This is a genomic window from Nocardia anocheti, from assembly GCF_029675105.1.
Lineage (GTDB): Bacteria > Actinomycetota > Actinomycetes > Mycobacteriales > Mycobacteriaceae > Nocardia.
The window spans coordinates 467,481-490,513 of the sequence record NZ_JAQQFV010000006.1 but is presented as its reverse complement, the minus strand read 5'-3'; the positions used below and the strand labels follow the sequence as shown (position 1 = coordinate 490,513).

Here is a 23,033-nt window from a genome sequence, read left to right as displayed (position 1 = left end):
GAGACGGAGGATGTTCGTGCGGCGACGGTCTGTGGTGGTGGCTTCGGTGGTGTGTGGGGTGCTCGCGGTGGCGGGGTGCTCGACGACCGAGGAGGGGAATGCTCAGCCGAGTTCGACTACGGATGTGGCGGCGGCTACGGCGGCGTTGTGGGATCCGTGTTCCGAGATTCCGGAGTCGACGATGACCGGGCTGGGGTTGGACGTGGCGTCGAAGCGGTCTGGCATCCTCGGGGCCGAGGAACCCGGGTGGAAGATCTGCCGCTGGGATGACGTGGGCTACCCGTCCAGCTACGGTGTCGGCGTCCACTCGACTATCCACACGATCGACGAGATCAAGGCGAAGCCCGAAAACATCGAGTTCAAGGACGTTGTTATTGCTGGCCGCGAAGGCGTCCAGTACCGGGGCAGCAACTACGACGCAAACGAAGATTGCACGATCGCCTTTTCGACCAGTACCGGGTTCGTCCAGATGGCGTTGCTCAACACCGGCACCAAGGCAAAGTTGGTGCCCCCGTGTGAACGGCTCGAACCGATCGCCGAGGCGCTGGTTCCGTTGTTCCCGAAATAACCTGAAACGATCGTTGGGGGGTCCCGTGGCAGCAGATGATGAGAAGTCCCGTTGGCAGTATCTGAATGAAGAGGCAAAAGCTGGCCGCCTCTATCTGGACCCTTCGGTGGCCAAGGCTTGTCGAGACGCGAGCAACAAGCAAATCGACCTGTTCAGCCAGTTGAAGAATTCGCTTCAAGACCTGTCGAAGGTAACCGGCCTCGGCCGCTTCAACTGCTCCGATCAACTCGCCAAGATGCTGGGCATGAAAGCTGTTGGTGGGGAACGGGATTTCGATACCGCGTTCAAGGAGCATATCGAGGTGCTCGAGTTGATCCGCGACACCATCGAGATCTCGGTGAAGAAGTACGAAGACCAGCAGCTCGCGCGAACCGCGGCGACGAACAACAAGGCCGATGATCTCGACAACGGGGGTAAGTGATGGCTCTTCCCGCAATTCTCGCCGCCGCCGCGGTGGTCGGCGGCGCCTACGCGGGCTTGTCGTCGTATGCGAACGGAACGAAACCGGAGCGGTCGACCGATGAGAGTCCGGATGCGACGATCGCGCGGAATCGGCTGGCGGACTTGAAGAACGGGTTCGACGGGGAGTATCAGGGCTCGCAGGTGACCGATTACGAAGAGCCGAGCACCATGTCGGACCTCTACGAGCGCGTGCAGGCGATGAACGTCGCGGACATCACCACCTTGCATACGCGGTGGGAGTCGCTGCGCAATCAGCTCGAGACCGGGTTCAAGACCTACGACGCGGAGATCAGCAAGGCGATTGCGGAGAAGTGGAGCGGGAACGCGGCGGCCAGCGCGGGTGAGGGGATCTCGCAGTACGTGGAGAAGTCCGGGAGTCTGCTGACCTCGGCGCAGATGGTCGCCGAGAAGGTGAAGCTGGTGAAGTCGGCGGCACAGGTCACCAAGGATCGGGTGCAGCCGCACGAGAGTTCCACGACGAGCAAGGTCCTGAGCTACGTTCCCGGTCCCACCTGGAAGATGGACAGCCACAACGAGGAGACCGCGAAAGCCGAAGGGGCGGAAGTGGTTCGGGGGGTGTTCTACAAGGCGGTCGGGGAGGCCGATACGCAGGTGCCGAAGGTGCCGCAGCCGTACAACCCGGTCAACAAGGACACCGACACGCCGGGTGGAGGGACGAAGCCGGAGGGGTCGACGAACAAGCCGACCACCCAGCAGCCGACGACGCAGCAACCCACCACGCAGCAGCCGTCGACCGAGCAGCCCACCACCGAAGACCCGGCCGACGACGGGGACGACAACGACGACGACACCTCGCCGTCGAGCACGATTCCGGCCACCACCACGCCGGAGACGCCGACCACTCCGACGACGCCCACCACGCCGGGGACCACGCCCGCGGGCACGCAACCCGCGGGGACCAGCGGACTGCCCACCGGTGGGTCGCCCGGCGGCGGGACGCCGGGCGGTGGCACGCCGGGTGCGACGCAGCCGGGGTCGCCCGGTGGCACCGGCAAGCCGAACGGGGCCGGTGCGGGCACGAGTGCCGGGAGCGCGGGCCGCAACGGGATGGCGGGCATGGGCGGTATGGGTGCGGGCGGCGCGCGTGGCAAGGGCGACGACGACAATGAGGTCGGTACCAAGGACTACCTGATCAACCAGCAGCACGGTGAGGAATTGACCGGGCTGTCGGAGGACCAGCGGGCGAGGACGGTGCCGCCGGTGATCGGCGAATGAGCGGGCAGTGGCAGTTCAGCCCGCTGGGGTTCACGGTGCTGATGCGGTCGGTGCAGCGCGATGTGCTGCCGTACCCGTTGCAGACTTACACCGAGGCGGAAACGGTCGACGATTACGACCGGCAGTGGCAGCAGGAGGCGCAGCGGATCTTGCCGCTGTGGGACGCGTCGATGGAGACCGCGTTGCGGATCCTGTTGGCGCCGGAGGCGCGTTTCGAGCTGGCCGGGTACGGCGACCGGGAGAAGCTGCGGTCGTTCGCGGCGGTGCACGAGCAGTCGGCGGTGCTGGTCGAACAGCAGCGGGTGCCGGTGGATCGCGACGGTGGTGACATCCGGATGACTTTGCTCGAGACCGCGGCGGTGCCGGAGAAGCTGATGGCGCGGTTGCCGCGGGCGGCGGCGGGCTCAGGGGACGTGTTCACGATGAACACCGACGAGTTGGACGAGGAGACGCCGTACGACCCGTGGGCGGCGGATCGGCGCACTCCGCGGCAGAAGGCCGACGCGTTCTTCGGGCGGCCGCGCTCGACGCTGGTGTATGTGGCCGGGTATCCGGGTGCGGCGGTGGACAATCGGCCGGAACCGGGCCAGGGCTTCCACGTGATGGATTTCCCGGATGGCCGCTACCTGGTGACCGAGCGGGGATCGATGGTCGAGGCGCGGCCCGCCGATACCGCGCAGGTGCGGCAGGCGCTGGTGCGGGTGATGAAGTCGGCCATCGCGATCTATCGCGAGGACAACGAGCCGTCGTACCGGTAGCAGGCGGCTGGTCCCGCCGCCGCTCGGGCGGGATCGGCCGGATCGCTGAGGGCGGGGAAAATCCGTCGACGCTGGAGCGGCCCGGAACTAGCGTGGGGCTCGCCGTGTTGCCGTCGAAGGAGATTCGCTGTGTCCGAAGTCGAGGCGATCGCCGCCAATCGCGCGAACTGGGACGACCGGGCCGAGGTGCACGCGCGGTCGCGGATGTACGACGTGGACGCCTTCCTGGGTGACCCGAGGGCCATATCGTCGGTGGTGCGCAATGACCTGGCGGTGCTGACGCCGCACCTACCTGCGGGCGGGATCGCCGGACGGTCGCTGCTGCATCTGCAGTGTCATATCGGGACCGACACCGTGTCGTGGGCCCGGTTGGGGGCGGTCGAGGTGCACGGGCTGGATCTTTCGCCGAATTCGCTGCGGCACGCGGCGCGGATCGCGGCGGCCGACGGGCGCGACATCGGCTGGGTGGAGGGGGACGCGCGGTTCGCGTCCTCGGTGATCGAGCGGCACTTCGATGTGGTGGTGACGAGTGCGGGCACGATCGTGTGGCTGCCCGAGCTGACGATGTGGGCGCGCTCGATTCACGACCTGCTCGCGCCGGGCGGGGTGTTCCTCGTGCGCGATGACCATCCGATCCTGGGTGCGCTGGATTTCACTCCGTGGGAGGTCACCGACGACTACCTGGCCGGTGGCGGGGTGCGCACGTATTCGGATTCGGGGACCTACACCGAGGATTCGTCGGGGACCATCACCCACACCACGAACCATGAGTGGCGCCACGACCTGGGGGAGGTCGTCGGGGCGCTGGTTGGCGCCGGGCTGGCGATCGAGGCGCTGGCGGAATTGCCCTACATGGACTGGCGCCCGTTCGACGAACTGGTCCCCTGCCCGCAGGGCTGGACCCTGCCGGAGGGCAAGCCACGGATCCCGCTGAACTTCGCGGTGGTGGCCCGGCGTCCCCTCGGCTAGGCCCATCCCTCGGGACGGCAGGGTTACCGGAGCCAGCCGCCGACCCGCTGGGCGATGGTCTCGGCGGTGAGGCCGAGTTCCTCGAGGATCTCGGTGCGGGAGGCGTGGTCCAGGAACTGTTGCGGCACACCGAGATTGCGGGTGGGCACGTCCAGACCGGCCTCGCGCAGGCGGGCCGAGATGGTCGAGCCGATGCCGCCGTGCAGGCCGCCGTCCTCGACGGTGACGACGAGACGGTAGTTCTCGGCGAGCTTGACCAGGGTGTCGGAGACCGGCAGGACCCAGCGCGGGTCGACCACGGTGACCGAGATGTCCTGCGGCGCCAGCAGTTCGGCGACCGCCATGGCCGTCTCGGCGAACGGGCCGACGGCGACGAGCAGGACGTCACCGTGCTGGGACTGCGCGGACCCACCGCCGGGGACGGCCGAGCGCAGCACGTCGACACCGTCGAGGCGTTCGACGGCGGTGATGTCCCCGGCGACGCTGCCCTTCGGGAAACGCAGCACAGTGGGACCGTCGGTGACGGCGAGCGCTTCGGCGAGTTCCTCGCGCAGGGTGGCGCCGTCGCGGGGGGCGGCGACGCGGATGCCGGGGACGATGCCGAGCAGGGAGAAGTCCCACATGCCGTTGTGGCTGGCGCCGTCGGGGCCGGTGACGCCCGCGCGGTCCAGCACGACCGTGACCGGCTGCTTCAGCAGGGCCACATCCATGAGCAGTTGGTCGAAGGCACGGTTGAGGAAGGTCGAGTAGATCGCGACGACCGGGTGCATGCCACCCAGGGCCAGGCCCGCGGCGGAGGTCATCGCGTGCTGTTCAGCGATGCCGACATCGAACATGCGCGCGGGGAAGCGTTCGCCGAAGGCGGCCAGGCCGGTGGGGCCGGGCATGGCGGCGGTGATGGCGACGATGTCGTCGCGGCGCGCGGCGTGCTCGACGAGTTCCTCGGAGAACACCGCGGTCCAGCCCTTGGCCTTCTTGCCCGCCAGCGGGCGGCCGGTGAGCGGGTCGATCGGGTCGCAGGCGTGCATCTGGTCGGCGACGTGGTTCTCGGCGTGCTCGTAGCCGTTGCCCTTGCGGGTGACCACGTGCACGACGACGGGGCCGCCGAAGTCCTTGGCGCGGCGCATGGCCGCCTCGAGCGCGACGAGATCGTGGCCGTCGACCGGGCCGACGTACTTCATGCCCAGGTCGCCGAACAGTTCCTGCGGGCTCACCGCGTCCTTGATCCCGGCCTTGAGCGCGTGGACCATCGAATAGGCCGAATCCCCCACGGCGGGAATGCTCTTGAGGATGCGTTTGCCGGTGTCGAGGGCGTGCTCGTAGGCGGGCTGGGTGCGCAGGGCGGTGAGCCGGTCGGCCAGGCCGCCGATGGTGGGCGCGTAGGAGCGGCCGTTGTCGTTGACCACGACCACCACCGGACGGTCGGGAGCACCGGCGATGTTGTTGAGCGCCTCCCAGCACATGCCGCCGGTGAGCGCGCCGTCACCGACGACCGCGACGACGGTGCGGTCCTGGTCGGTGAGCGAGAAGGCCTTGGCCAGGCCGTCGGCGTAGGACAGGGCGGCCGAGGCGTGCGAGGACTCGACCCAGTCGTGCTCGCTCTCGGCGCGGCTCGGGTAGCCGGACAGGCCGTCGCGCGTGCGCAGCGAGTCGAAGCGGTCCTTGCGGCCGGTGAGGATCTTGTGGACGTAGGCCTGGTGGCCGGTGTCGAAGATCAACGGGTCGGCCGGGGAATCGAAGACACGATGTAGCGCGATGGTCAGCTCGACGACCCCTAGGTTGGGGCCGAGGTGTCCTCCGGTAGCGGCGACCTTCCGCACCAGGAACTCGCGGATCTCCTCCGCCAGTTCGCGCAGTTGCGGCACGCTCAGCCGGCGCAGATCTTCGGGTGAATCCACCCGCGACAGCACTCCCACCTGAACTCGCTCCCTCCGGACAACACCTCTGATGCGCCCAGTGTATTTGTCCACGCGAGCCGCTCCGGCTCGCGGGCCCTTCCGTTGCCGCCGTTTTCCGTGGTCCCGGTCTCGCTCGTCCCGCCCGGTCGTGCCGCTGAACTGCGCGCGGACGGAGACGACGGCTCTCCGCGGCGGCCCGGCGCGCTGTGAGGACAGTCTCCCGCGCGTCCCGCCGTCCGGCACGCGCGGGGCCACCTACAGTGACGCTGTGGCCGAACCGGACGGTGTTGCGCGCACGATCGACCCGGGTGTGGTGGCGGGGATGCTCGACGAGGTCTACGCGGCCTGCCGGGCCGACACCTCGGGCGCACCGGCCGACTACATTCCCGAGCTGGCCGCGGTCGACCCCGACGGGTTCGGGTTGTGTCTGGCCACCGCTGACGGGCTGGTCTACCGGGTGGGCGAGACCGGGACCGGGTTCACCATCCAGTCGATCTCCAAGCCGTTCACCTACGCCTTGGCGCTGGCCGACAACGGTATCGACGGGGTCGCCGCGCACATCGACGTCGAGCCCTCGGGTGAGCCGTTCAACGAGATCAGCCTGGAGCCCGATACACAGCGGCCGAGCAATCCGATGATCAATTCCGGGGCGATCACGGCGGCCTCGCTGATCCACGGGCGCGACGCGCAGGAGAAGTTCGAGCGGGTGCGGCGCTGCTACTCCCGCTTCGCCGGGCGGGAACTGCGGATGGACCCGGCGGTGTACGAGTCGGAGGCGCGCACGGGGTATCGCAATCGAGCGATCGGGTACATGCTGCGCTCGGTCGGCATCCTCGACGTGGACCCCGACGACGCGGTCGACCGGTACTTCCGGCAGTGCTCGCTGGAGGTGACCTGCGAGGACCTGGCGGTGATGGCGGCGACGCTGGCCGACAACGGGGTGAACCCGAGGACCAGGGAGCGGGCGCTGTCGGCGCCGATGACCGAGCGGGTGCTCAGCGTGATGACCACCTGCGGCATGTACAACGCGGCCGGTGACTGGGTGACCACGGTGGGGCTGCCCGCCAAGAGCGGGGTCGGCGGCGGGATCATCGCGGTGCTGCCGGGGCAGCTGGGGATCTCGGTGTACTCGCCGCGGCTGGACGCGCACGGCAACAGCGTGCGCGGGGTGGCCGCCTGTCGGGAGCTGTCGCGTCGGCTGGAACTGCACTTCTGCCATGTGACCCGCTCGGCGCGCACCGCGATCCGCGCCGACTATTCGGTGGCGCAGGTGCCCTCGCGACTGCGGCGCAGCCCTGCCGACACCCGGGTGCTCGACGCGCACGGCGAGCGGGCCCGGGTCTACGAACTGCATGGTGACCTGCTGTTCTCCGGTGCGGAACGGGCCGTGCGGGCCATCGAGGGCAAGATCGGCACGCTCGACGCGGTGGTGATCGACCTGCGTCGGGTCGGCGAGGTGAGCGACGTGGCGCGCGAGATGCTGGAGAGCTTGCAGGCCGCGCTGGTGCGCGGGGACACCCGGGTGGCGTTGGTCGACCCCGAGGCCAAGCTCGGGCACGAGGTGTCGAGCCTCGATCCCAAGGACCCGCGCGGGCGGGTGTTCATCGACCGTGACACCGCGACCGAATGGTGCGAGGACATCGTGCTGGACCGGCACCGGCCCGCCGGGGCGCCGGTGCGCCGCTCGCTCACCCTCGCGGAGCATCCGCTCCTGGCCGGACTCGACGAGGACGACCGGGACCGGCTCGTCCCCGACTTCCAGTGCCGCACGCTGGCACGCGGCGAGGTGGTCGCCGAACGCGGTGACGCGCGGTCGGGGTTGTATCTGATCCTGGACGGACGGGTGCGGATGACCTTCGCGGGTACCGACGGGCGGGCGCACCGGCTGGTGACGCTGTCGGCGGGGATGTCGTTCGGGGAGATCCCGCTGCTGCTCGGGGAGCCGTTCGTCAACGATGTCGTCACCGAGACCACGGTGCGGGTGGCGGTGCTGAGCCCGGCCGCCTTCGACGCGCTGGCCGCCGAGCATCCGCAGCTCAAACTGGCACTGTTGCAGCGGCTCGCGGCCAGCGCCTACGCGCAGATGGACGCCGCGCTGCGGACGTTGTCGGGCAACGCGAGCAACTACTGAGCCCGTGCGGTGGAACCCGCGGCGAGCGCGAGACGTTGGGCAGCACAGGATCGTTTCGACCGACGGGAGCAGCGCGTGGGCAAGGAATCCTGGCAGGCGAGTATCACCATGTTCGGGCGCGGCACGGTGCGCGCGGTCCCGGATCTGATCCGGGTGACATTGTCGGTGGAGTCGCGGGCCGCGACGGTCGCGGCCGCCTACGACCGTGCGGGTGAGCGCGTGAACGCGGTGGTCGCGGCGCTGCGCGCGGCGGGGGTGAGCGACGCGGACATGGCCACGAGCGGGTTGAGTGTGCGCACCGAGACCGTCTACACCGACAACGGGCGCACCGAGATCACCGGCTATCTGGCCACCACCGGGCTGAGTGTGGCGCTGCGCGAGAGCACCGAGCCCGCGCGGGCGGTGGCCGCCGCGGTGACGGCGGGCGGCGACGATGTCCGGCTCGGCGGGCTGAGCAGGACCATCGCCGATCCGGAGCCGCTGCTCGCCCAGGCGCGCGATGCCGCCTTCGACGAGGCGAAGACCAAGGCCGAGCAGTACGCGGCCAGGGCGGGCACGCGACTCGGCGGGGTCGTGCAGATCACCGAGGACACCGGCTCCCCCACCCCGCGCGCCTTCGACATCAGTGGCGAGATGGACGCGGCGCCGATGCTCATGGCGCGCAGCAGCTCCCCCGTCCCGGTGGTACCCGGCGAGACCGAGGTGAGCGCGACGGTGCGGGTGACCTGGGCGCTGGACTGATCAGCGGTCGAGCAGGGCCACGCATTCGACGTGGTGGGTGCCGGGGAACGCGTCGAAAGCGCGCAGGTCGGCCAGGTGGTAGCCCGCGTCCAGGTACAGGCCGAGATCGCGGGCGAAGGAGGCCGGGTCGCAGCCGATGTGGATGATGCGGCGGGGGTCGGCGTCGGTGACGGCGGCGACCACGTCCTTGCCCGCGCCCGCGCGCGGCGGGTCGAGGACGACGACATCGGGGGTGCCGGAGGCGGAGCGAGCCCAGCGTTCGACGCGGTCGGCGCGCAGGTCCAGCCAGGGCAGATCGCGCAGGGCGGCGGTCCCGTCGGCGACGGCGCCCCGGGCGGATTCGACCGCGGCGACCGCGCCGGTCTGTCCGGTCTGCTCGGCCAGGCGCGCGGCGAAGACCCCGACACCGGCGTAGAGGTCCCAGCCCGAACCGCCGGGGGTCAGGCCCGACCACTCGGCGACGAGGTCGGAATAGCAGCGCGCGGCACGGTGATGCGCCTGCCAGAAGCCGGTGGCGGCGAGTTCCCAGCGTCGGCCGCCCACGTATTCCACCGCGCGGCCGGTGCCGGAGAGCACCCATTCCTCACGCGGGGCGTTGGTGGCGGACTTGCGGGCGGCCGCGCGGTCGCGGATCGCGCCGTGCTCGTCGCGGTCGGGGGCGCCGGATCGGCGGCGGCGGGCCGGGTGCTGCCCGCGGCCTCGGGTCGCGCCGCGCGGGGTGGCGGGGCGGCCGCCGGGGCGGGTGGTGTCATCGGCGGCGGCCAGCTCCACGATGTGGCGCACGCCGTCACCGTCGACGGCGACGACCAGGTCGCTGCCCGGAGTCCAGCGGCGCTCGGCGACGCCGTCGAGAGCGCCCGGCACCGGTTGTGGGCAGCGCAGGTCGGGCAGGACGGCGGTGCTGCGGTAGCGGTGTACGCCCGCGCGGCCCGCGTCGTCGACGACCAGCCGCACGCGGGTGCGCCAGCCGCCGGTCACCTCGGGGTCGTCCCCCGCGATCGGCTCCACCGCGAACTCGGGTTCGATTCCGGCCAGCCTGCGCAGTTGCTCGGCCACGACCGTGGTCTTGAGCGCGCGCTGAGCGGCCGGGGTGGCGAAGGAGAAATCGCAGCAGCCCGCGCCGCCGGGGCCGGAGACCGGACAGGTGGCGGGGACACGATCGGGGGACGCCTCGATGATCTCGATCGCGTCGGCGCGGCAGAACGAGCCGCCGCGGTCCTCGGTCACCCTGGCCCGGACGAGTTCGTCGGGCAGACCGTGGCGCACGAACACCACCCGGCCCTCGTGCCGTCCGACACAGAATCCGCCGTGGCCGGGCGGGCCCAGCCGGATCTCGAATTCCTGTCCGCGCCAGTCACTCACGAGGGATACCTGCTCACTGTCTCGATCCGCGCGCGGCTCATCCGCGACGACCCGGTTCTTCGAATCCACGCCGCACCGAGCCCGGCGCGTTGCCCTCGGCGGCCTGCTTGGCCCGGGTGGAGGAGCTGAGCTGCCAGGGCACGCTCGTCACCATCACGCCGGGCTCGAACAGCAGCCTGCCCTTCAGGCGCAGCGCCGACTGGTTGTGCAGCACCTGCTCCCACCAGTGGCCCACCACGTACTCGGGGATGAACACGGTGACCACATCGCGGGGCGCGTCCTTGCGCACCCGCTTCACGTATTCCAGCACCGGCTTGGTGATCTCGCGATACGGCGACTCGATCACCTTCAGCGGCACGTTGATCTCGCTGTTCTCCCACTCGCGCACCAGCCTGCGGGTGTCGGCGTCGTCGACGTTGACGGTGATCGCCTCGAGCGTGTCGGGCCGGGTGGCCCTGGCGTAGGCCAGCGCGCGGCGGGTGGGCAGGTGCAGCTTGGAGACCAGCACGATGGAGTGGGTGCGGCTGGGCAGCACGCCGTCCCAGTCGGATTCGTCGAGTTCGCGCGAGACCGAGTCATAGTGGCGGCGGATCAGCTTCATCACCACGAAGATCGCGACCATGGTGGCGATCGCGATGTAGGCACCGGCGAAGAACTTGGTGATGAGCACGATCACCAAGACGGCGCCGGTGGCGGTGAGGCCGATGGCGTTGATCACCCGGGAGCGCTTCATCTTCGCGCGGACCGACGGGTCGGTCTCGGTGCGCAGCAGCCGCGTCCAGTGCCGCAGCATGCCGGTCTGGCTCAGCACGAACGAGACGAACACGCCGACGATGTAGAGCTGGATGAGCTTGGTCACCTCGGCGCCGAAGAGCACCACGAACGCGATCGCCGCGCCCGCCAGGAACAGGATGCCATTGGAGAAGGCGAGGCGGTCACCGCGCGTGTGCAGCTGACGCGGCAGGTAGCGGTCCTGGGCCAGGATCGAGCCGAGCACCGGGAAACCGTTGAACGCGGTATTGGCCGCGAGCACCAGGATCAGCGCGGTGACGATGGTGATGAAGAAGAACCCGATCGGGAACCCGTGGAAGACGGCCTCGGCCAGCTGCGCGATCAGCGTCTTCTGGTGGTAGCCGGGTGGGGCGCCGACCAGGTGCGCGGTGTCGTGGGCGTAGACGATGCCGATCTTCTGGGCCAGGATGATGATGCCCATGAGCAGCACGATCGCGATGGTGCCCAGCATGAGCAGGGTGGTCGCGGCATTGCGCGACTTGGGCTTGCGGAAGGCGGGCACGCCGTTGCTGATGGCCTCCACACCGGTCAGCGCGGCACAGCCGGAGGAGAACGAGCGCGCGATCAGGAAGGCGAAGGCCAGGCCGTAGAGGTGCTCGTCCTCGGCCTCTAGCCCGAAACCGGCGGACACGGCGTGGATGTCGTCACCGAGGACGAAGATCCGGAACAGGCCCCAACCCAGCATCACGACCATGCCGATGATGAAGGCGTAGGTGGGGATGGCGAAGGCCTTGCCGGACTCGCGCACACCGCGCAGGTTGATCGCGGTGAGCACCGCGATCGCGACCACCGCGAACAGCACCTTGTGCGTGGCGACGAACGGGATGGCCGAGCCGATGTTGGAGGCGGCCGAGGAGATCGACACCGCCACGGTGAGCACATAGTCGACCAGCAGCGCGCTGCCGACGGTGAGACCCGCGTTGGGGCCCAGGTTCTTCGTCGCGACCTCGTAGTCACCGCCACCGGACGGATAGGCGTGCACGTTCTGGCGGTAGCTGGCGACCACGACGGCCATCACCAGCGCCACCGCCAGACCCACCCACGGCGCGTAGACGTAGGCCGAGATGCCCGCGGCCGACAGCACCAGGAAGATCTCCTCCGGCGCGTAGGCCACCGACGACATCGCGTCGGAGGCGAACACCGGAAGAGCGATACGCTTGGGCAACAGCGTATGACCGAGCGAATCGCTGCGGAACGGCCTGCCCAGCAGCACACGCTTGGCTGCCGTCGTCAACTTGGACACCGGGCTCAGCATAGAGGAGTTGATCGGTCCCCTCGCGCCCACGCCGTCGGCCGTGACGGTGGCGTGGCGCGGGGTTTGCGCGGGGGCGGCGAGGGGAAAATGGGCGAAGGAAGGACCGGCGGGTACGGTCCTTGCCGGACGTGCCACGTGCGGTGGCCAGGAACGAGGGTGCGCGGTGTACGTAGTGATCATGGGGTGCGGACGGGTCGGCTCGTCGCTGGCCCGCGCCCTGGTCCGGGTCGGGCACGAGGTGACGGTGATCGACCGTGACCCCAGTGCGTTCCGGCGGCTCGGTGAGGGCTTCCCCGGCCAGCAGGTGATCGGGGTCGGCTTCGACCGGGATGTGCTCACCCGCGCGGGCATCGAGCGCGCCGACGCGTTCGCGGCGGTGTCCTCCGGCGACAACTCCAACATCATCTCGGCCCGGGTGGCCAGGGAGATGTTCGGTGTGGAGCGCGTGGTCGCGCGGATCTACGACGCCAAGCGCGCCGAGGTCTACGAGCGCCTGGGCATCCCGACCATCGCGACCGTGCCGTGGACCACCGACCGGTTCCTGCGCACCCTGATCGGCGACAACTCCACCACCACCTGGCGCGAGCCCACCGGCGCGGTGGCGATCACCCAGCTGACCCTGCACGAGGAGTGGTTCGGGCGCACCGTGCGCGACCTGGAACGCGACCTCGGCGTGCGGGTGGCGTTCCTGCTGCGCTTCGGCCAGGGTGTGCTGCCCGATGCGAAGACGATCGTGCAGGCCGACGACGTGGTCTACGTCGCGGCGATCTCCGGCAGTGTCGGCGAGATGGTGGCGCTGGCCGCCAAGCCCCCCGTGAGCGAGGACTGAACATGAAGGTGGCCATCGCCGGAGCGGGCGCCGTCGGACGCTCGATCGCCAGGGAACTGCTGCGCGGCGGGCATCGGGTGATGCTGCTGGAACGCCAGCTCGACCACATCGACCCCGCCGCCATCCCGGACGCGAAATGGGTGCACGCCGACGCCTGCGAGCTCGCGCTGCTCGAGAACGCCGGGCTCGAGACCTACGAGGTGGTCATCGCGGCCACCGGTGACGACAAGGCGAACCTGGTGCACAGCCTGCTCGCCAAGACCGAGTTCGGGGTGCGCCGGGTGGTGGCGCGGGTCAACGATCCGCGCAACGAGTGGCTCTTCGACGAGTCGTGGGGTGTCGACGTCGCGGTGTCGACGCCGCGGCTGCTGGCCTCGCTGGTCGAGGAGGCGGTGTCGGTGGGTGATCTGGTGCGGTTGATGACGCTGCGGCAGGGCCAGGCCAACCTGGTGGAGATCACCCTGCCCGCCGACACCCAGCTGGCCGGGAAGCCGGTGCGCACCTTGAGCATGCCGCGCGATACCGCGCTGGTGACGATCCTGCGCGGTGGGCGGGTCATCGTGCCGCAGCCCGACGACCCGTTCGAGGGCGAGGACGAGCTGCTGTTCGTCACCTCGGTGGAGGCCGAGGAGGATCTGCGCCTGGCGCTGGCCGGGCACGGCATCCGTCCCTGACTCAGGCGGTCTTCAGCTCCGCGCGCAGCTTGTTCAGCGCGCGGTGCTGCATCACCCGGACCACGCCGGGGCTGGTGCCGATGGCCTCGGCGGTCTGCGCGGCGCTCCAGCCGAGCACGATCCGCATGACCAGCACCTCGCGGTGGTTGGGGGCCAGCACCTTCATGAGTTCGTGGGTGGCGGCGCGACGCTCGAAGGCCATCGCCCACTCCTCCGGACCCGCCGCGCCGCTGGCGGTGTCGGGCAGGTCGGCCATCGGGTAGGCGACGTGCTTGCCGCGGCGGAACGCGTCGGAGACCTTGTTGGCGGCGATGCCGTAGACGAAGGCCAGGAACGACTTGCCCTGGTCGCGGTAGCGCGGGATGGCGGTGACGGTGGCCATCAGCACTTCCTGGGTGACGTCGTCGGCGGTGACGGTGAGATGGCCGGTGGCGCCCATCCGCGCCGAGCAGTAGCGGCGCACCAGCGGGTGGACCAGGCGCACGATCTCGGCGACGGCCTCGCGGTCACCGCGGGCGGCCGCGCCGATGTGGGCGTCGAGTTCGGCGGCGACACGCTTGCTCTCCGACAGCACGGGGGTGGTGCTCTTGGCTGCGCCGGACGGTCGGTGCTCGGAAGCCATCATGGTCGCCGGTCCTCTCACGATCAGTGCGGTGATGTCCTACGCATTGATCGTGCGCCGGGAGACCGGCCGGAACCAGGTACCCCAGGGTGGGTACTCCCCCACCTCCGGCGGCGATTCGGTTACTTCGGGGCTGGCGCGGAATCGGTTCCGGCGCCGGACTTGTCGACGGGGAGGTGTCCGGCTCGACGCACCGCCCAGACGGTGACGACCAGCGCCACCGCGGTCAACGGCCAGCCCATCGCGATGCGGGCCACGGCCAGCCAGGTGGTGTGGTCGGTGTCGTAGAGCTGCGATTGCACCAGGTAGCGGGCGCCGAAGACGACCACCCAGACCACGGTGGCCAGGTTGTAGAGCTTGCGCACGCGCGCGTCGGTGCGCCAGCCGCTGCCGTGGCCGTTGAGCGCGCCCCAGATCACCCCGACCAGCGGGCGGCGGATCAGGATCGACAGCGCGAACAGTCCCGCGTAGACGAGGCTGGTGTAGATGCCGAACAGGAAGAAGCCCTTGGCCTCCCCCATCCGGTAGGCGATGAAGGCGCAGACGCCGACGCCGAGGAATCCGGAGATGGCGGGCTGGACGGGATCATGGCGCACCAGGCGCCAGATCAGCACGGCCGCCGCGACGCCCAGCGCGGCCCAGAGGGCGGCGGTCAGCCCGGCGAGGGTGTTGACCGGCACGAAGACCAGGACCGGGAGGGTGGAGTAGATCAGGCCGCTGAAGCCGCCGAGCTGCTCGAGCAGGGTCTGCTCGGCCTGCTCGACCTCGGCGTAGGTGTCCGGGTCGACCGGATCAGCGGTGGCCACGGGGAGCACCACGGTCGATTCGGGGTCCGCGGCCACGCGGTAGTCGTCGCTGGAGGGCATACGTCAGCTGTTCCCGCGCAATTCGTAGTAGGGGTTGAAGATCACCTTGCGGCCGTCGCGGTCGCCCACGCGGCCACGGACCAGAATGCGCCTGCCCGGTTCGATCCCGGGGATGCGCCTGCGCCCGATCCAGACCAGGGTGATCGCGTCGGTGCCGTCGAAGAATTCGGCCTGCACGGTCGCACCCGCGGCCTTCGGACACGCCTCGACACTGCGGAGCCTGCCGAGAATGGTGGCTTCCTCGCCGCGACAACAGTCCGCGGCGCGCCGGGCACCGGAGGCGTCGGAGGTCTCCGCCAGTTCCTCGGCGTCGAGCTCGTCGATATCGGCGGTGAGACGGCGGCCCAGCCGACGGAAATATCCCGAGTCCGGACCTGATCCCGACCTGGCTGACGACATGACACGCTTCTCCCGCTAGTTGGCCGTACACCGCCACAGTAACAGCGGCCATCCAGGGGCGTTTGTCACCGTGCATACCGCCCAGTTCAGGCGATGTTTCCCGTGTACCCGCGTCCGCGCGTTTCCATGCGTATTCGGCACCCATAGGCACACTGTCGGCACACTGGATTTCGGCGTCTAGGCCGGTCCCGTGTCCTCGCTCATGATGCCCGCGCCTCCCCGGCGCAACTCGGCGTCGAGGGCGCCCAGATCACTGTCCAGCTCACCCGGTAGCTCACCGGTCGACCAACGCGCGTACGTCGCTTCGGGCGTCACCGTGACGACATCGGCCGCGGCGACCACCTCGGCCGGAATCCGGTCCCCGAGGAAGTGCTCGGCGCCGGGGACGATCACCGCCTCGGCGCCGACACGGGCCACGCACACGCACAGCCGGTAGGCCGGGTGCTCGGTCGCCTCGGTGAACACCACGATTTTCGCCAGGTCGTAGCCGAGTCGCTTCGCGAGACTGCGAATCTGGGTCTCGTCCCACTGCTGCCGGGTGCCGGATACGTCGGCGCGTAGGTACCCGATGGCGATCGGCTTCACTGGTGGGGCCTCCTGGTCGCGGTGTGGGGCATCTCCGGCGCCGAGGGCTTGCGCCACCGCCTGGCGGCCGTTCGCGGGCGGTGTGCCGTGGTGTCATGCGTCGGCATCACCTCGGCGCCGGGTGCTGCTGGGAATCCTGTTCCACCAGCGATGTTCGGCGCAGGGCCTTACTGTTCACTCATGTTCACCGCGCCCAGCGGAGCCCTGTTGCGAGAGCTTCGGACCGCGGCCGGCCTCGGCCTGCGGCAGATGGCAGGCCGGACCGCGTTCACTCCCGCGTATCTGTCGATGGTGGAGACCGGCGCGAAACCGGTCACCGAACCTGTCGTCGAGGCATACCGGAAAGTCCTCGGTGATCCGACACTCGGCCTGGCCGATGTCGACCTCGAGCGCCTGGCCGCCACCGTGGCCGCGCCGGAACAAGCCGGGGTGAGCGGCCTCGATGATCTCGCGGTGATCCTCGAGCGGACACGGCACCTCGAGGATCAGGTCGGGGCGTCGTTGGTGGTGTCTGTGATCCGGGGAATCGACGGCGTAGCACGGGCACTCGCCGGAGTCGGCGGCGTCGAGGCCGCGGCGCTGGCCTCGGAGGTGACCCGCTATCGCGGGTGGCTCGAGCACGCGACCGGGCGCGGCATGATCGCTGACCGGGTACTCGGAGATGCCGCCGAGCTGGCCGACGCCGCCGACGACGGGTCACAGCTGGCGCACTCCCACAGCTTCCGCGCCTACGTCGCACGCCACGCCGGACAGCTCGGCAAGGCCGTCGACCTCACCGAGGCCGCGATCTCGGTCACCGGCGCCCACCCGATCCTGCGGGTCTACGACCGCTATCAGCGCGCGGAACTGCTCGCGGTGCAAGGGAACCGGTCGGCATCGCTGCGGGCGCTGCACATGGCCGATCTAGCCGCCGAAGCCGCGGCCGATGTCGAGTTGCCCGCGTTCGGGTACTGGTACACGCCGGGGTTCTGGGGAGTGCAGCGCGGGATCGTGCTGGCCCTGCTCGGTCGCCACGTCGAGGCGGTACGCGAAGCCGAGGCCGGGGTCTCGGCGATGCCCGCGGCACACCAGAGTTCCGGGTGGTTGGCAGGGATGCTGGGGCAGGTGTCGCCGGAGATGGGTTAGACCGGCATCACGCGTTACAGAGCCGAGCAACGTCGGGGTGCACTGGAGCGGGCTGCTCGTGCGATTCGACCAGGGCCACGGCAACCTCGTTCGGTACGTCCCGGTCGTCGAGCAGCGCCTCGACGGCGAGGGCGCCGCGGACCATGTGGCCGTATCGGCCGACCTCGTACCGAACTTCGCCGACCGGCACGCCGTAACGCTGTTCCAGGCGGTCGCGAAGCGCGCCAGGGTCGCGCATGTTGAACCCCGCGCAGACGACCGGGTCGGCGTCGCCCCGCATGACCGCCATCCGTGCGGCCTCGCTGACAGCGCGGGAAACGGTGGGGATCATGATTGCCAGGATGTGGAACACACGCGCCCGAGTAGGGCGCTCGAGCCACAACTCGTCCAGGTCGGCATCCAGCATGGTCGGGCCGATCGCAGCGCCGAAGGTGTACACCTGGGGCCGCAACTCCACGAATCCGGGGGTCGACGGGTTGGACATGTATTCGACTGCCGCAAAGAAGTTCTCAGCCCTGGTCACGTAGTGCACGCCGCAGATACAGGACGCGCTGGGGACCTCGTTCCCGTGTGGGCACACCGCGGCGAGCTGCACACCGGGTGACGGTGTGCCGAGTACTGGCGACCTCAGCAGACCATCGGCGGCACCGTGCCACACTCGCCAACCGAAGCTGTTGGGGTACTGCTCGCGGAGTTCGACCAGGGTGGGCACCGGGGTTCCTCCTCACGGCGGTCGGTATCGTCAGAGTTTGCCGCCCACGTGGAAAAAGCCCAGGTGGGGTACGGCCCTGTGCCGAGGGCTGGAAGTCCGGGGCCACCCCAGGGGCAGCCCCCATACCCGCAGGTCAGAGAGCGGCCGCACGGGCATGGTAGGCGCCGAGCAAGTGGCCCAGGTTCGGCACGATGGCCCACGTCGACCAGCCGCACTCGCACTCGACAAGGTACTGGCGGCTGTTCAGGCGCGGTTGGTAGTAGCCCGCCATGGCGACTCGGTGGCCGACCGGGTGCCCGTCGAGCACCCAGCCGCCCCCATGCCATCGGTTCCACTCCACCCGTTCAATCCTGCGGTCCGCCCGGCGCGGTCAGGTTGCCGTGGGCGTCGTATGTCCGGGCCTTGGGCGCCGCGGTGGGGCGCCCTTGGTTGTCAACCGGAACACGGTGCGCAGCTTGCTTTGCCGTGATGCTGTCGAGTAGGGCGCGCTGGCGGTAGGGGTTGCCGGTGTCCTCAATGCCGTGCATGGTCATGCCTCCTCGGTCAGTAGGTGGTTCACCGCGTCGTAGATGGTGGCGCGGATGTCGACGGGCGCGCCGTCGCGCCAGATCACCGGCCGGGGGTCGTAGGGATGGCAGTGCCACCACTCGATCAGCGCGACGTGTTGGGCCGCGGCCTCGAGCTCGGCGATCACTGCTTCCACCTTGGGCATGAGCACGGCCAGCAGTTCGGGCCGGGGGTCGGGTAGTCGGTAGGCATCACAGCGTGCCTGCTTCACGTCGTCGCGCATCGTGTCGCACTCGACGCCGATGGCGTTCAGGGCGGCGGTGTGGGCAGCGTGTTCGCGCATGGCCTTGTCTCGCTTGGCGGCCAGGGTTTGCGCGGCCTTGGGGGCGGGGATCGCCTTGCCCTCGAGCGCGGCCGCGGTCGCTGCGGCGTCGTCCTCGGCGGCGGCCTCGGCGTCGCGAGCGTCATCGGCGATGAACGCGAGGGCCTTGGTCGCGACGGCCAGGCGCTCGTTGATCTCGTCACGCCGGGTGAGCAGTTCGGCCATGGGTTCGGGCAGCATCTTCAGCGGTGGCCGCCGTCCTGGTACCAGGGTTGCCGCGGTGGCGCCGGGGAATGCCGGTCGGTTACGCATCGTTGGTCGTCCTTCCGTCGCGGTGCTCGGCGACGGCGGCGGGGTCGAACAGCCATCGCCCAGCGTGTTTGCGGCCGCCGATGCGGCGACCGAGGTTGCGGGCCTGCCTCGGCGAAACTCCCAGTTCCGCCGAGGCCTGCTCCGCTGTCAGCAACGACATTCCTGACGTGTCAGATGATCCTCGGTCGAGGGTGGCGCCTGTTCCGTCCTCGGCAGTGAGCAACCCGTCGAGGGCGCGAATGTGAGCGGCTAGGCGATTGCCTACGCCCCGTCCCGCGCGCCGGTGTGCCGCGGCGGCCTGCTGGGCCAGGAAGTAGGCCAGATTCACGTCCAACGCCGGTGTGGGCATCGGGTTCACCTCCTGCTCGGTCGTTCTGGCCGGGCATCGCTGTCGCGCCTGACGGCCTGCTGCTCACGGTGCTCGGCGAGTGCTTCGGTCGTGGGGCACGGGCCGGGGTCGGGCCAATCCGGGAAGGGCGGGCCGTCGTCGCGCATCATGCCGCCCCTTTCCTGGGTCGCCCACGGCGCCGTGCGGGGATCCCGTACGCCTTGCCTGCCCATACACCGGCCGGGCGCTGCTGCTCGCTGACCGCGGTCTCACACGCGGCCTGCACCGGGCAGCGGCCGCACACGCGGGCCGCGGTGGCGATGCGGTCGGCGGTGGCGCTGTCGTCGGGGTCGATGTCGAACCAGGGCGCCATGCCCTTGCACGCGGCGCCGTCGAGGCGGGGGTCGATGAGCGCTCGAAATGTCTCGGTGGGGGGACGGCGCCCGGTCACTGGGCACCCCCGGACAGGTCGACGGGGACCTCGGCGAGGTGACCGTGGAGCGCTCCCCCGCACGGGCACGAGCACCCCGTCGAGGGCCCGGCCGCGGTCAGACACCCGGGAGTGCAGGCGCCCCGGCGGATCACCTCGGCGGCGGTGTCGGCGCCGTCGTCGAGGGTGCGCGCGGCGCGGACGTAGCGACCCCGGCCGGTGCGGGTGATGCGCCCCGCGGCGGTGAGGGCGGCCAGTAGGTCCGCGGCGCGTTTGGCGTCGACCCCCAACTCGGTCGCGAGCATGGCCGGGGTCGTCTCCCCCACCCGGTCGACGAAAGCGACCACGGCAGCGGTTCGGGTGGCGCGCGCTGCCCTGCTCGGTCGGCCACTGTTGAATCCGTTGAATGTGTTGAATCCGTCGCCGATTACCCGCTCGGCCTGCCTGGTGCTAGTCATCGGTTTCAACGCTTTCAACGGATTCAACACCGATAGGTAGGCGGTCGTACGTCCCGCGCTTCGGCCGGGCGATCCTGCCGGACTCGTAGAGCCGCGACAGGTAGACACCGGCGGTCTTGTTGTCCATACCGAACTGGCGAGCGATCTCGCCGGGCGTGGTGGGACCGTTCGCGACCACATGCGCCAGCACGTCGAGACTGCGATCACCCAAGCTTCCGGCCTCGCGCCGTCTGTCGACCGTCGCGGCGGCGTCGAGCAGGTCTTGGCCGTCGAGGGTCCACCGTCCGCCCTCGGTGGTGAGGGCGTACTCGTTCTCCGGTACGTCACGGCCGGTGACGGCCAGGACGGCGGCGGTGTCCTTGCGCTTGCGGGAGAGTACGAGCACGAAATCGGCACTGCCCGCGATGCCCTGGGTACCGCTCACCGCGTCCACGAAATCGACGCTCTCTGCCTTGCGTGTGTGGTGAACCGCGAGCAGGCACGAGCCCGGCACCGAGTCGACGAGCGCCTTCAATTTCGACCCGAAGTCGTAATCGGCGCTGTAGGACTCCTGCCCGGCCTGCTTGGGCGGCTTCACCTTGCCGAGCGTGTCGAGGATGATCAGCGGCTTGTCGGGCGCATGCATGGTCAGAAACTCGGCGATCATGGGGCGCACTTGTAAGGGCAGTGCCGAGATCACGACGTGAATTTGCCGTGGGATCGGCGCGCCTTCAGTGAGCGTGCGAAACCGGCTCTGTAGACGCCGGTGCCCGTCCTCGAGGGCGAGATAGAGCACCGGCCGCGGCTTGACGCCGATCTTGCCGAACGCGAAACCACCTGCTGCGCAAGCCAACCCGATACCAGCGACCATCCACGATTTCCCCGCTTTCGGCGGTGCGACGAGCAGCCCGAACCCTTCCGGTAGCACGCCGTCGACGATCCACTCCAGCGGCGGGAACTCCTGTGCGTCGAGCCAGGCACCCGAGACCATCGACGACAGCAGCGATCGCGGTGGGTCGGCGGTTTCCGCGGGCGGTTCGTCGTCGGGTACGACCTCGAGCAGTGGCCGTGGCTGCTGCTGGTACTCGGCCAGCTGTTCGCTGTAGGCCAGTCGGCACGAACTGCACACGGGGTCATAGCCGCTGCGGTGGTCGATGCACGTACGTGGCGGTTCGGGCAGTGCGGTCACGGTTACGCGACCTCCTTCCGGTCGATGAGGGTCCGCAGTACCGCCGCTGTCGCCTCCACCCGCGCCACGATCTCGGCGGGGTCGTCCCAATCGAGGGCGCGCACCACCTCGGCCAGGCGCTCGCGGGCGATGCGGTCGAACAGCTCGGCCGCGTCGATGCTCCCGAGCGCTCGCACAGCTGCGAGGGGTGCGAATTCGCCTGCGTGGTAGATCCGTCCGGCGTCGGGCCGTAGAGCACGGTCGAGGGCAACGCGCGCTTGCTCACGCTCACGGCGGTGCTCGGCGGCGAGGCGTTGTGCGGGGGTGCGGTCGTCGGGGAACGTGCGACGACGTGCGGCGCTGCGGTCGGCGATACTCCGGGCGGCCCAGCGGGCCGGGGCGGCGTAGATGCGCCCCGACCCACCGGTGAGCGGCTGCTCAGTCATCAGCACCCCGGCGGCGCTCGGCAAGTTCGTAGGCGATGACGCTGGCGACGAGGTAGGCGGTCGGCCCGCCGATCGCCAGCAGGGTCGCCGCGCCCGCGATCACTGCTCGGCCCCGTCGACCGCGGCCCCGTCGTCGAGCTGGCCGCGCGCGGCGAGGACCTCGGCGAGCACCTCGGACGCGGCCCGGCCCTCTTCGATCGCGCGGGCGATGATCTGGGCCCCGGTGACACCCGCGGCCAGCAGCTCGGCCCCGGCGGGGGTACGACCATCCCCACAACCGGCAGTGCAGGCGTACAACCAGACCCCCAGCGGTCCAACCTTGCCGGTCGGGGCCGCGCCCCTGCCGTCAGCGAAGGTCTGCCCGCAACGCGCGCATGCCCATCCCTCGCTTACTCGGTCATAGGCACTCTGGTCATCCGAGGTGGGCGGTACGTCGGCCCGCTCGATCGGCTCGAGCTCGACGACCCCGACGAACTGGGTGTCTTCCACGCCGTCGGCCAGGACGTAGGCGCCGACGCTGACCACGGTCACGGGTTCGTACCCGGTGGAGCCGTCCTCGAGTTCGTGGCGGATGGCAAACCGGTCACCGGGGCGCGGCGCCTGGTCATCGTCGACGAGCCGGTCGTCGAGGGTGCAGCCGTGGCCGGGTGCGCAGGCGAACAGCTGCCCGTACTTGCCGAACCCGTCCGCGCGCGAAGGGATGCCGACCCGGAACGTGCGGCCGCAGCGGCGGCAGGCGTGCCCGTCGCGCACCTGGGCGGCGATGATGCGGGCGCCGTCCCGGGCCTGCTCGGCCCACGTCAAGGGCCGCACGTCGGCCCAGCGGGCGAGCCGGAACACGTCCGACAGGCGGAGGTGGGCGGGGTTGTCGAGACCAGCGCGGAGGCGCCGCGGGTTGGCCCCGATGATCTGGGCGACCTCGGCGACGGTGCAACCGGCCCCGGCGATGAGCACGGAGAGGATCACCGCCCAGGCGCGCAGCTCGTAGGCGAACGGGGTCGGGTCGGCGGGGGTATTGCGGGTATCGTTCATCAGTGGATCTCCTGTTTCACGGCGGGCTGATTCATTGCCCTGGTTCGCGGTTGCACCCGCGGCCAGG

General features: G+C 70.0%; 27 protein-coding genes. 10 read left to right on the top strand and 17 right to left on the bottom strand.

Annotated elements, in window-relative coordinates; genetic code table 11:
* Positions 1-10: 10 nt before the first annotated feature.
* From QC180_RS18940 to QC180_RS18920, 5 genes are all read left to right on the top strand, one after another.
* Entirely contained in the window at positions 11-568 is a 558-nt protein-coding gene (locus tag QC180_RS18940) for a DUF3558 domain-containing protein (RefSeq protein WP_278264071.1), read from the top strand.
* A 25-nt stretch (positions 569-593) separates the two neighbouring features.
* Positions 594-989, top strand: a complete 396-nt coding sequence (locus tag QC180_RS18935) for a hypothetical protein (RefSeq protein WP_278264070.1) — start codon at positions 594-596, stop codon at positions 987-989.
* Positions 989-2,266, top strand: coding sequence for a hypothetical protein (locus QC180_RS18930; protein WP_278264069.1), 1,278 nt, complete (start codon positions 989-991; stop codon positions 2,264-2,266). The genes QC180_RS18935 and QC180_RS18930 overlap by 1 nt, the downstream gene beginning before the upstream one ends.
* The gene (locus QC180_RS18925; RefSeq protein WP_278264068.1) at positions 2,263-3,024 is read left to right on the top strand and encodes an ESX secretion-associated protein EspG; all 762 of its coding nucleotides are present in this window, start codon (positions 2,263-2,265) and stop codon (positions 3,022-3,024) included. Before QC180_RS18930 ends, QC180_RS18925 begins: the two co-directional genes overlap by 4 nt.
* Before the next feature lie 129 nt (positions 3,025-3,153).
* Positions 3,154-3,993, top strand: coding sequence for a class I SAM-dependent methyltransferase (locus QC180_RS18920; RefSeq protein WP_278264067.1), 840 nt, complete (start codon positions 3,154-3,156; stop codon positions 3,991-3,993).
* A gap of 23 nt (positions 3,994-4,016) precedes the next feature.
* Here the strand turns inward: QC180_RS18920 and dxs are convergent, their stop codons facing one another.
* Entirely contained in the window at positions 4,017-5,909 is a 1,893-nt protein-coding gene (gene dxs, locus QC180_RS18915) for a 1-deoxy-D-xylulose-5-phosphate synthase (RefSeq protein ID WP_278264066.1), read from the bottom strand.
* Between the two features lie 304 nt (positions 5,910-6,213).
* Here dxs and glsA point away from each other — a divergent pair, with 304 nt between their 5' ends.
* Together glsA and QC180_RS18905 are read left to right on the top strand one after the other, a co-directional pair.
* Positions 6,214-8,022: a glutaminase A gene (gene glsA, locus QC180_RS18910; RefSeq protein WP_278264109.1), complete on the top strand. Its 1,809-nt coding sequence runs from the start codon at positions 6,214-6,216 to the stop codon at positions 8,020-8,022.
* A gap of 75 nt (positions 8,023-8,097) precedes the next feature.
* Positions 8,098-8,763 (top strand): SIMPL domain-containing protein, encoded by a 666-nt coding sequence (locus QC180_RS18905; protein ID WP_278264065.1) that lies wholly within the window; start codon positions 8,098-8,100, stop codon positions 8,761-8,763.
* Here the strand turns inward: QC180_RS18905 and QC180_RS18900 are convergent, their stop codons facing one another.
* Positions 8,764-10,125, bottom strand: coding sequence for a class I SAM-dependent RNA methyltransferase (locus tag QC180_RS18900; RefSeq protein WP_278264064.1), 1,362 nt, complete (start codon positions 10,123-10,125; stop codon positions 8,764-8,766).
* Between the two features lie 37 nt (positions 10,126-10,162).
* On the bottom strand, positions 10,163-12,160 hold the full coding sequence (locus QC180_RS18895) for an APC family permease (protein ID WP_278264063.1): 1,998 nt from the start codon (positions 12,158-12,160) through the stop codon (positions 10,163-10,165).
* A 175-nt stretch (positions 12,161-12,335) separates the two neighbouring features.
* On the opposite strand from QC180_RS18895, the gene QC180_RS18890 reads away from it, so the two are divergent.
* Both QC180_RS18890 and QC180_RS18885 read left to right on the top strand, forming a co-directional pair.
* The gene (locus QC180_RS18890) at positions 12,336-13,001 is read left to right on the top strand and encodes a potassium channel family protein (RefSeq protein ID WP_278264062.1); all 666 of its coding nucleotides are present in this window, start codon (positions 12,336-12,338) and stop codon (positions 12,999-13,001) included.
* A gap of 2 nt (positions 13,002-13,003) precedes the next feature.
* Positions 13,004-13,675: a potassium channel family protein gene (locus tag QC180_RS18885; RefSeq protein ID WP_278264061.1), complete on the top strand. Its 672-nt coding sequence runs from the start codon at positions 13,004-13,006 to the stop codon at positions 13,673-13,675.
* Between the two features lies 1 nt (position 13,676).
* Here QC180_RS18885 and shbA read toward each other — a convergent pair whose 3' ends face one another.
* The 4 genes from shbA to QC180_RS18865 form a co-directional block, all read right to left on the bottom strand.
* Entirely contained in the window at positions 13,677-14,297 is a 621-nt protein-coding gene (gene shbA, locus QC180_RS18880) for an RNA polymerase sigma factor ShbA (RefSeq protein WP_278264108.1), read from the bottom strand.
* Positions 14,298-14,419: 122 nt separating this feature from the next.
* Positions 14,420-15,163 (bottom strand): DUF3159 domain-containing protein, encoded by a 744-nt coding sequence (locus tag QC180_RS18875; RefSeq protein WP_278264060.1) that lies wholly within the window; start codon positions 15,161-15,163, stop codon positions 14,420-14,422.
* A 3-nt stretch (positions 15,164-15,166) separates the two neighbouring features.
* Positions 15,167-15,562 carry an OB-fold nucleic acid binding domain-containing protein gene (locus tag QC180_RS18870; protein WP_278264059.1) on the bottom strand — a complete coding sequence of 132 codons (396 nt, stop codon included), beginning with the start codon at positions 15,560-15,562 and terminating at the stop codon, positions 15,167-15,169.
* 177 nt (positions 15,563-15,739) lie between these two features.
* Complete coding sequence (locus tag QC180_RS18865) at positions 15,740-16,147, bottom strand: hypothetical protein (protein ID WP_278264058.1); 408 nt, start codon at positions 16,145-16,147, stop codon at positions 15,740-15,742.
* A gap of 249 nt (positions 16,148-16,396) precedes the next feature.
* Between QC180_RS18865 and QC180_RS18860 the strand changes: the two genes are divergently transcribed.
* The gene (locus QC180_RS18860; protein WP_474646480.1) at positions 16,397-17,272 is read left to right on the top strand and encodes an NsdA family TPR-like regulatory protein; all 876 of its coding nucleotides are present in this window, start codon (positions 16,397-16,399) and stop codon (positions 17,270-17,272) included.
* A 7-nt stretch (positions 17,273-17,279) separates the two neighbouring features.
* On the opposite strand, the gene QC180_RS18855 is transcribed toward QC180_RS18860, so the two are convergent.
* From QC180_RS18855 to QC180_RS18810, 10 genes are all read right to left on the bottom strand, one after another.
* Positions 17,280-17,984 carry a hypothetical protein gene (locus QC180_RS18855; protein WP_278264056.1) on the bottom strand — a complete coding sequence of 235 codons (705 nt, stop codon included), beginning with the start codon at positions 17,982-17,984 and terminating at the stop codon, positions 17,280-17,282.
* A gap of 133 nt (positions 17,985-18,117) precedes the next feature.
* A complete protein-coding gene (locus QC180_RS18850) occupies positions 18,118-18,324 on the bottom strand; it encodes a hypothetical protein (RefSeq protein WP_278264055.1) in 207 nt (68 codons plus the stop codon).
* A gap of 4 nt (positions 18,325-18,328) precedes the next feature.
* Positions 18,329-18,517, bottom strand: a complete 189-nt coding sequence (locus QC180_RS18845; protein ID WP_278264054.1) for a hypothetical protein — start codon at positions 18,515-18,517, stop codon at positions 18,329-18,331.
* Positions 18,514-19,125 carry a hypothetical protein gene (locus QC180_RS18840; protein ID WP_278264053.1) on the bottom strand — a complete coding sequence of 204 codons (612 nt, stop codon included), beginning with the start codon at positions 19,123-19,125 and terminating at the stop codon, positions 18,514-18,516. Before QC180_RS18840 ends, QC180_RS18845 begins: the two co-directional genes overlap by 4 nt.
* Complete coding sequence (locus tag QC180_RS18835; protein WP_278264052.1) at positions 19,118-19,474, bottom strand: helix-turn-helix domain-containing protein; 357 nt, start codon at positions 19,472-19,474, stop codon at positions 19,118-19,120. The genes QC180_RS18840 and QC180_RS18835 overlap by 8 nt, the downstream gene beginning before the upstream one ends.
* Positions 19,475-19,619: 145 nt before the next feature.
* Positions 19,620-19,904, bottom strand: a complete 285-nt coding sequence (locus QC180_RS18830; RefSeq protein WP_278264051.1) for a WhiB family transcriptional regulator — start codon at positions 19,902-19,904, stop codon at positions 19,620-19,622.
* A complete protein-coding gene (locus QC180_RS18825) occupies positions 19,901-20,341 on the bottom strand; it encodes a hypothetical protein (RefSeq protein WP_278264050.1) in 441 nt (146 codons plus the stop codon). Before QC180_RS18825 ends, QC180_RS18830 begins: the two co-directional genes overlap by 4 nt.
* Complete coding sequence (locus QC180_RS18820) at positions 20,334-21,509, bottom strand: AAA family ATPase (protein ID WP_278264049.1); 1,176 nt, start codon at positions 21,507-21,509, stop codon at positions 20,334-20,336. The genes QC180_RS18825 and QC180_RS18820 overlap by 8 nt, the downstream gene beginning before the upstream one ends.
* Before the next feature lie 2 nt (positions 21,510-21,511).
* The gene (locus tag QC180_RS18815; protein WP_278264048.1) at positions 21,512-21,934 is read right to left on the bottom strand and encodes a hypothetical protein; all 423 of its coding nucleotides are present in this window, start codon (positions 21,932-21,934) and stop codon (positions 21,512-21,514) included.
* Between the two features lie 99 nt (positions 21,935-22,033).
* On the bottom strand, positions 22,034-22,966 hold the full coding sequence (locus tag QC180_RS18810; protein WP_278264047.1) for a hypothetical protein: 933 nt from the start codon (positions 22,964-22,966) through the stop codon (positions 22,034-22,036).
* Between the last annotated feature and the right edge of the window lie 67 nt (positions 22,967-23,033).

Bases quoted from the DNA above. Each gene is read 5' to 3' on its own strand.
- QC180_RS18940 (WP_278264071.1), top strand. From the start codon at position 11: ATGTTCGTGCGGCGACGGTCTGTGGTGGTGGCTTCGGTGGTGTGTGGG.
- QC180_RS18930 (WP_278264069.1), top strand. From the start codon at position 989: ATGGCTCTTCCCGCAATTCTCGCCGCCGCCGCGGTGGTCGGCGGCGCC.
- QC180_RS18925 (WP_278264068.1), top strand. From the start codon at position 2,263: ATGAGCGGGCAGTGGCAGTTCAGCCCGCTGGGGTTCACGGTGCTGATG.
- glsA (WP_278264109.1), top strand. From the start codon at position 6,214: ATGCTCGACGAGGTCTACGCGGCCTGCCGGGCCGACACCTCGGGCGCA.
- QC180_RS18885 (WP_278264061.1), top strand. From the start codon at position 13,004: ATGAAGGTGGCCATCGCCGGAGCGGGCGCCGTCGGACGCTCGATCGCC.
- shbA (WP_278264108.1), bottom strand. From the start codon at position 14,297: ATGGCTTCCGAGCACCGACCGTCCGGCGCAGCCAAGAGCACCACCCCC.
- QC180_RS18875 (WP_278264060.1), bottom strand. From the start codon at position 15,163: ATGCCCTCCAGCGACGACTACCGCGTGGCCGCGGACCCCGAATCGACC.
- QC180_RS18870 (WP_278264059.1), bottom strand. From the start codon at position 15,562: ATGTCGTCAGCCAGGTCGGGATCAGGTCCGGACTCGGGATATTTCCGT.
- QC180_RS18860 (WP_474646480.1), top strand. From the start codon at position 16,397: ATGGCAGGCCGGACCGCGTTCACTCCCGCGTATCTGTCGATGGTGGAG.
- QC180_RS18845 (WP_278264054.1), bottom strand. From the start codon at position 18,517: ATGACCATGCACGGCATTGAGGACACCGGCAACCCCTACCGCCAGCGC.
- QC180_RS18840 (WP_278264053.1), bottom strand. From the start codon at position 19,125: ATGCGTAACCGACCGGCATTCCCCGGCGCCACCGCGGCAACCCTGGTA.
- QC180_RS18835 (WP_278264052.1), bottom strand. From the start codon at position 19,474: ATGCCCACACCGGCGTTGGACGTGAATCTGGCCTACTTCCTGGCCCAG.
- QC180_RS18825 (WP_278264050.1), bottom strand. From the start codon at position 20,341: ATGACTAGCACCAGGCAGGCCGAGCGGGTAATCGGCGACGGATTCAAC.
- QC180_RS18815 (WP_278264048.1), bottom strand. From the start codon at position 21,934: ATGACTGAGCAGCCGCTCACCGGTGGGTCGGGGCGCATCTACGCCGCC.
- QC180_RS18810 (WP_278264047.1), bottom strand. From the start codon at position 22,966: ATGAACGATACCCGCAATACCCCCGCCGACCCGACCCCGTTCGCCTAC.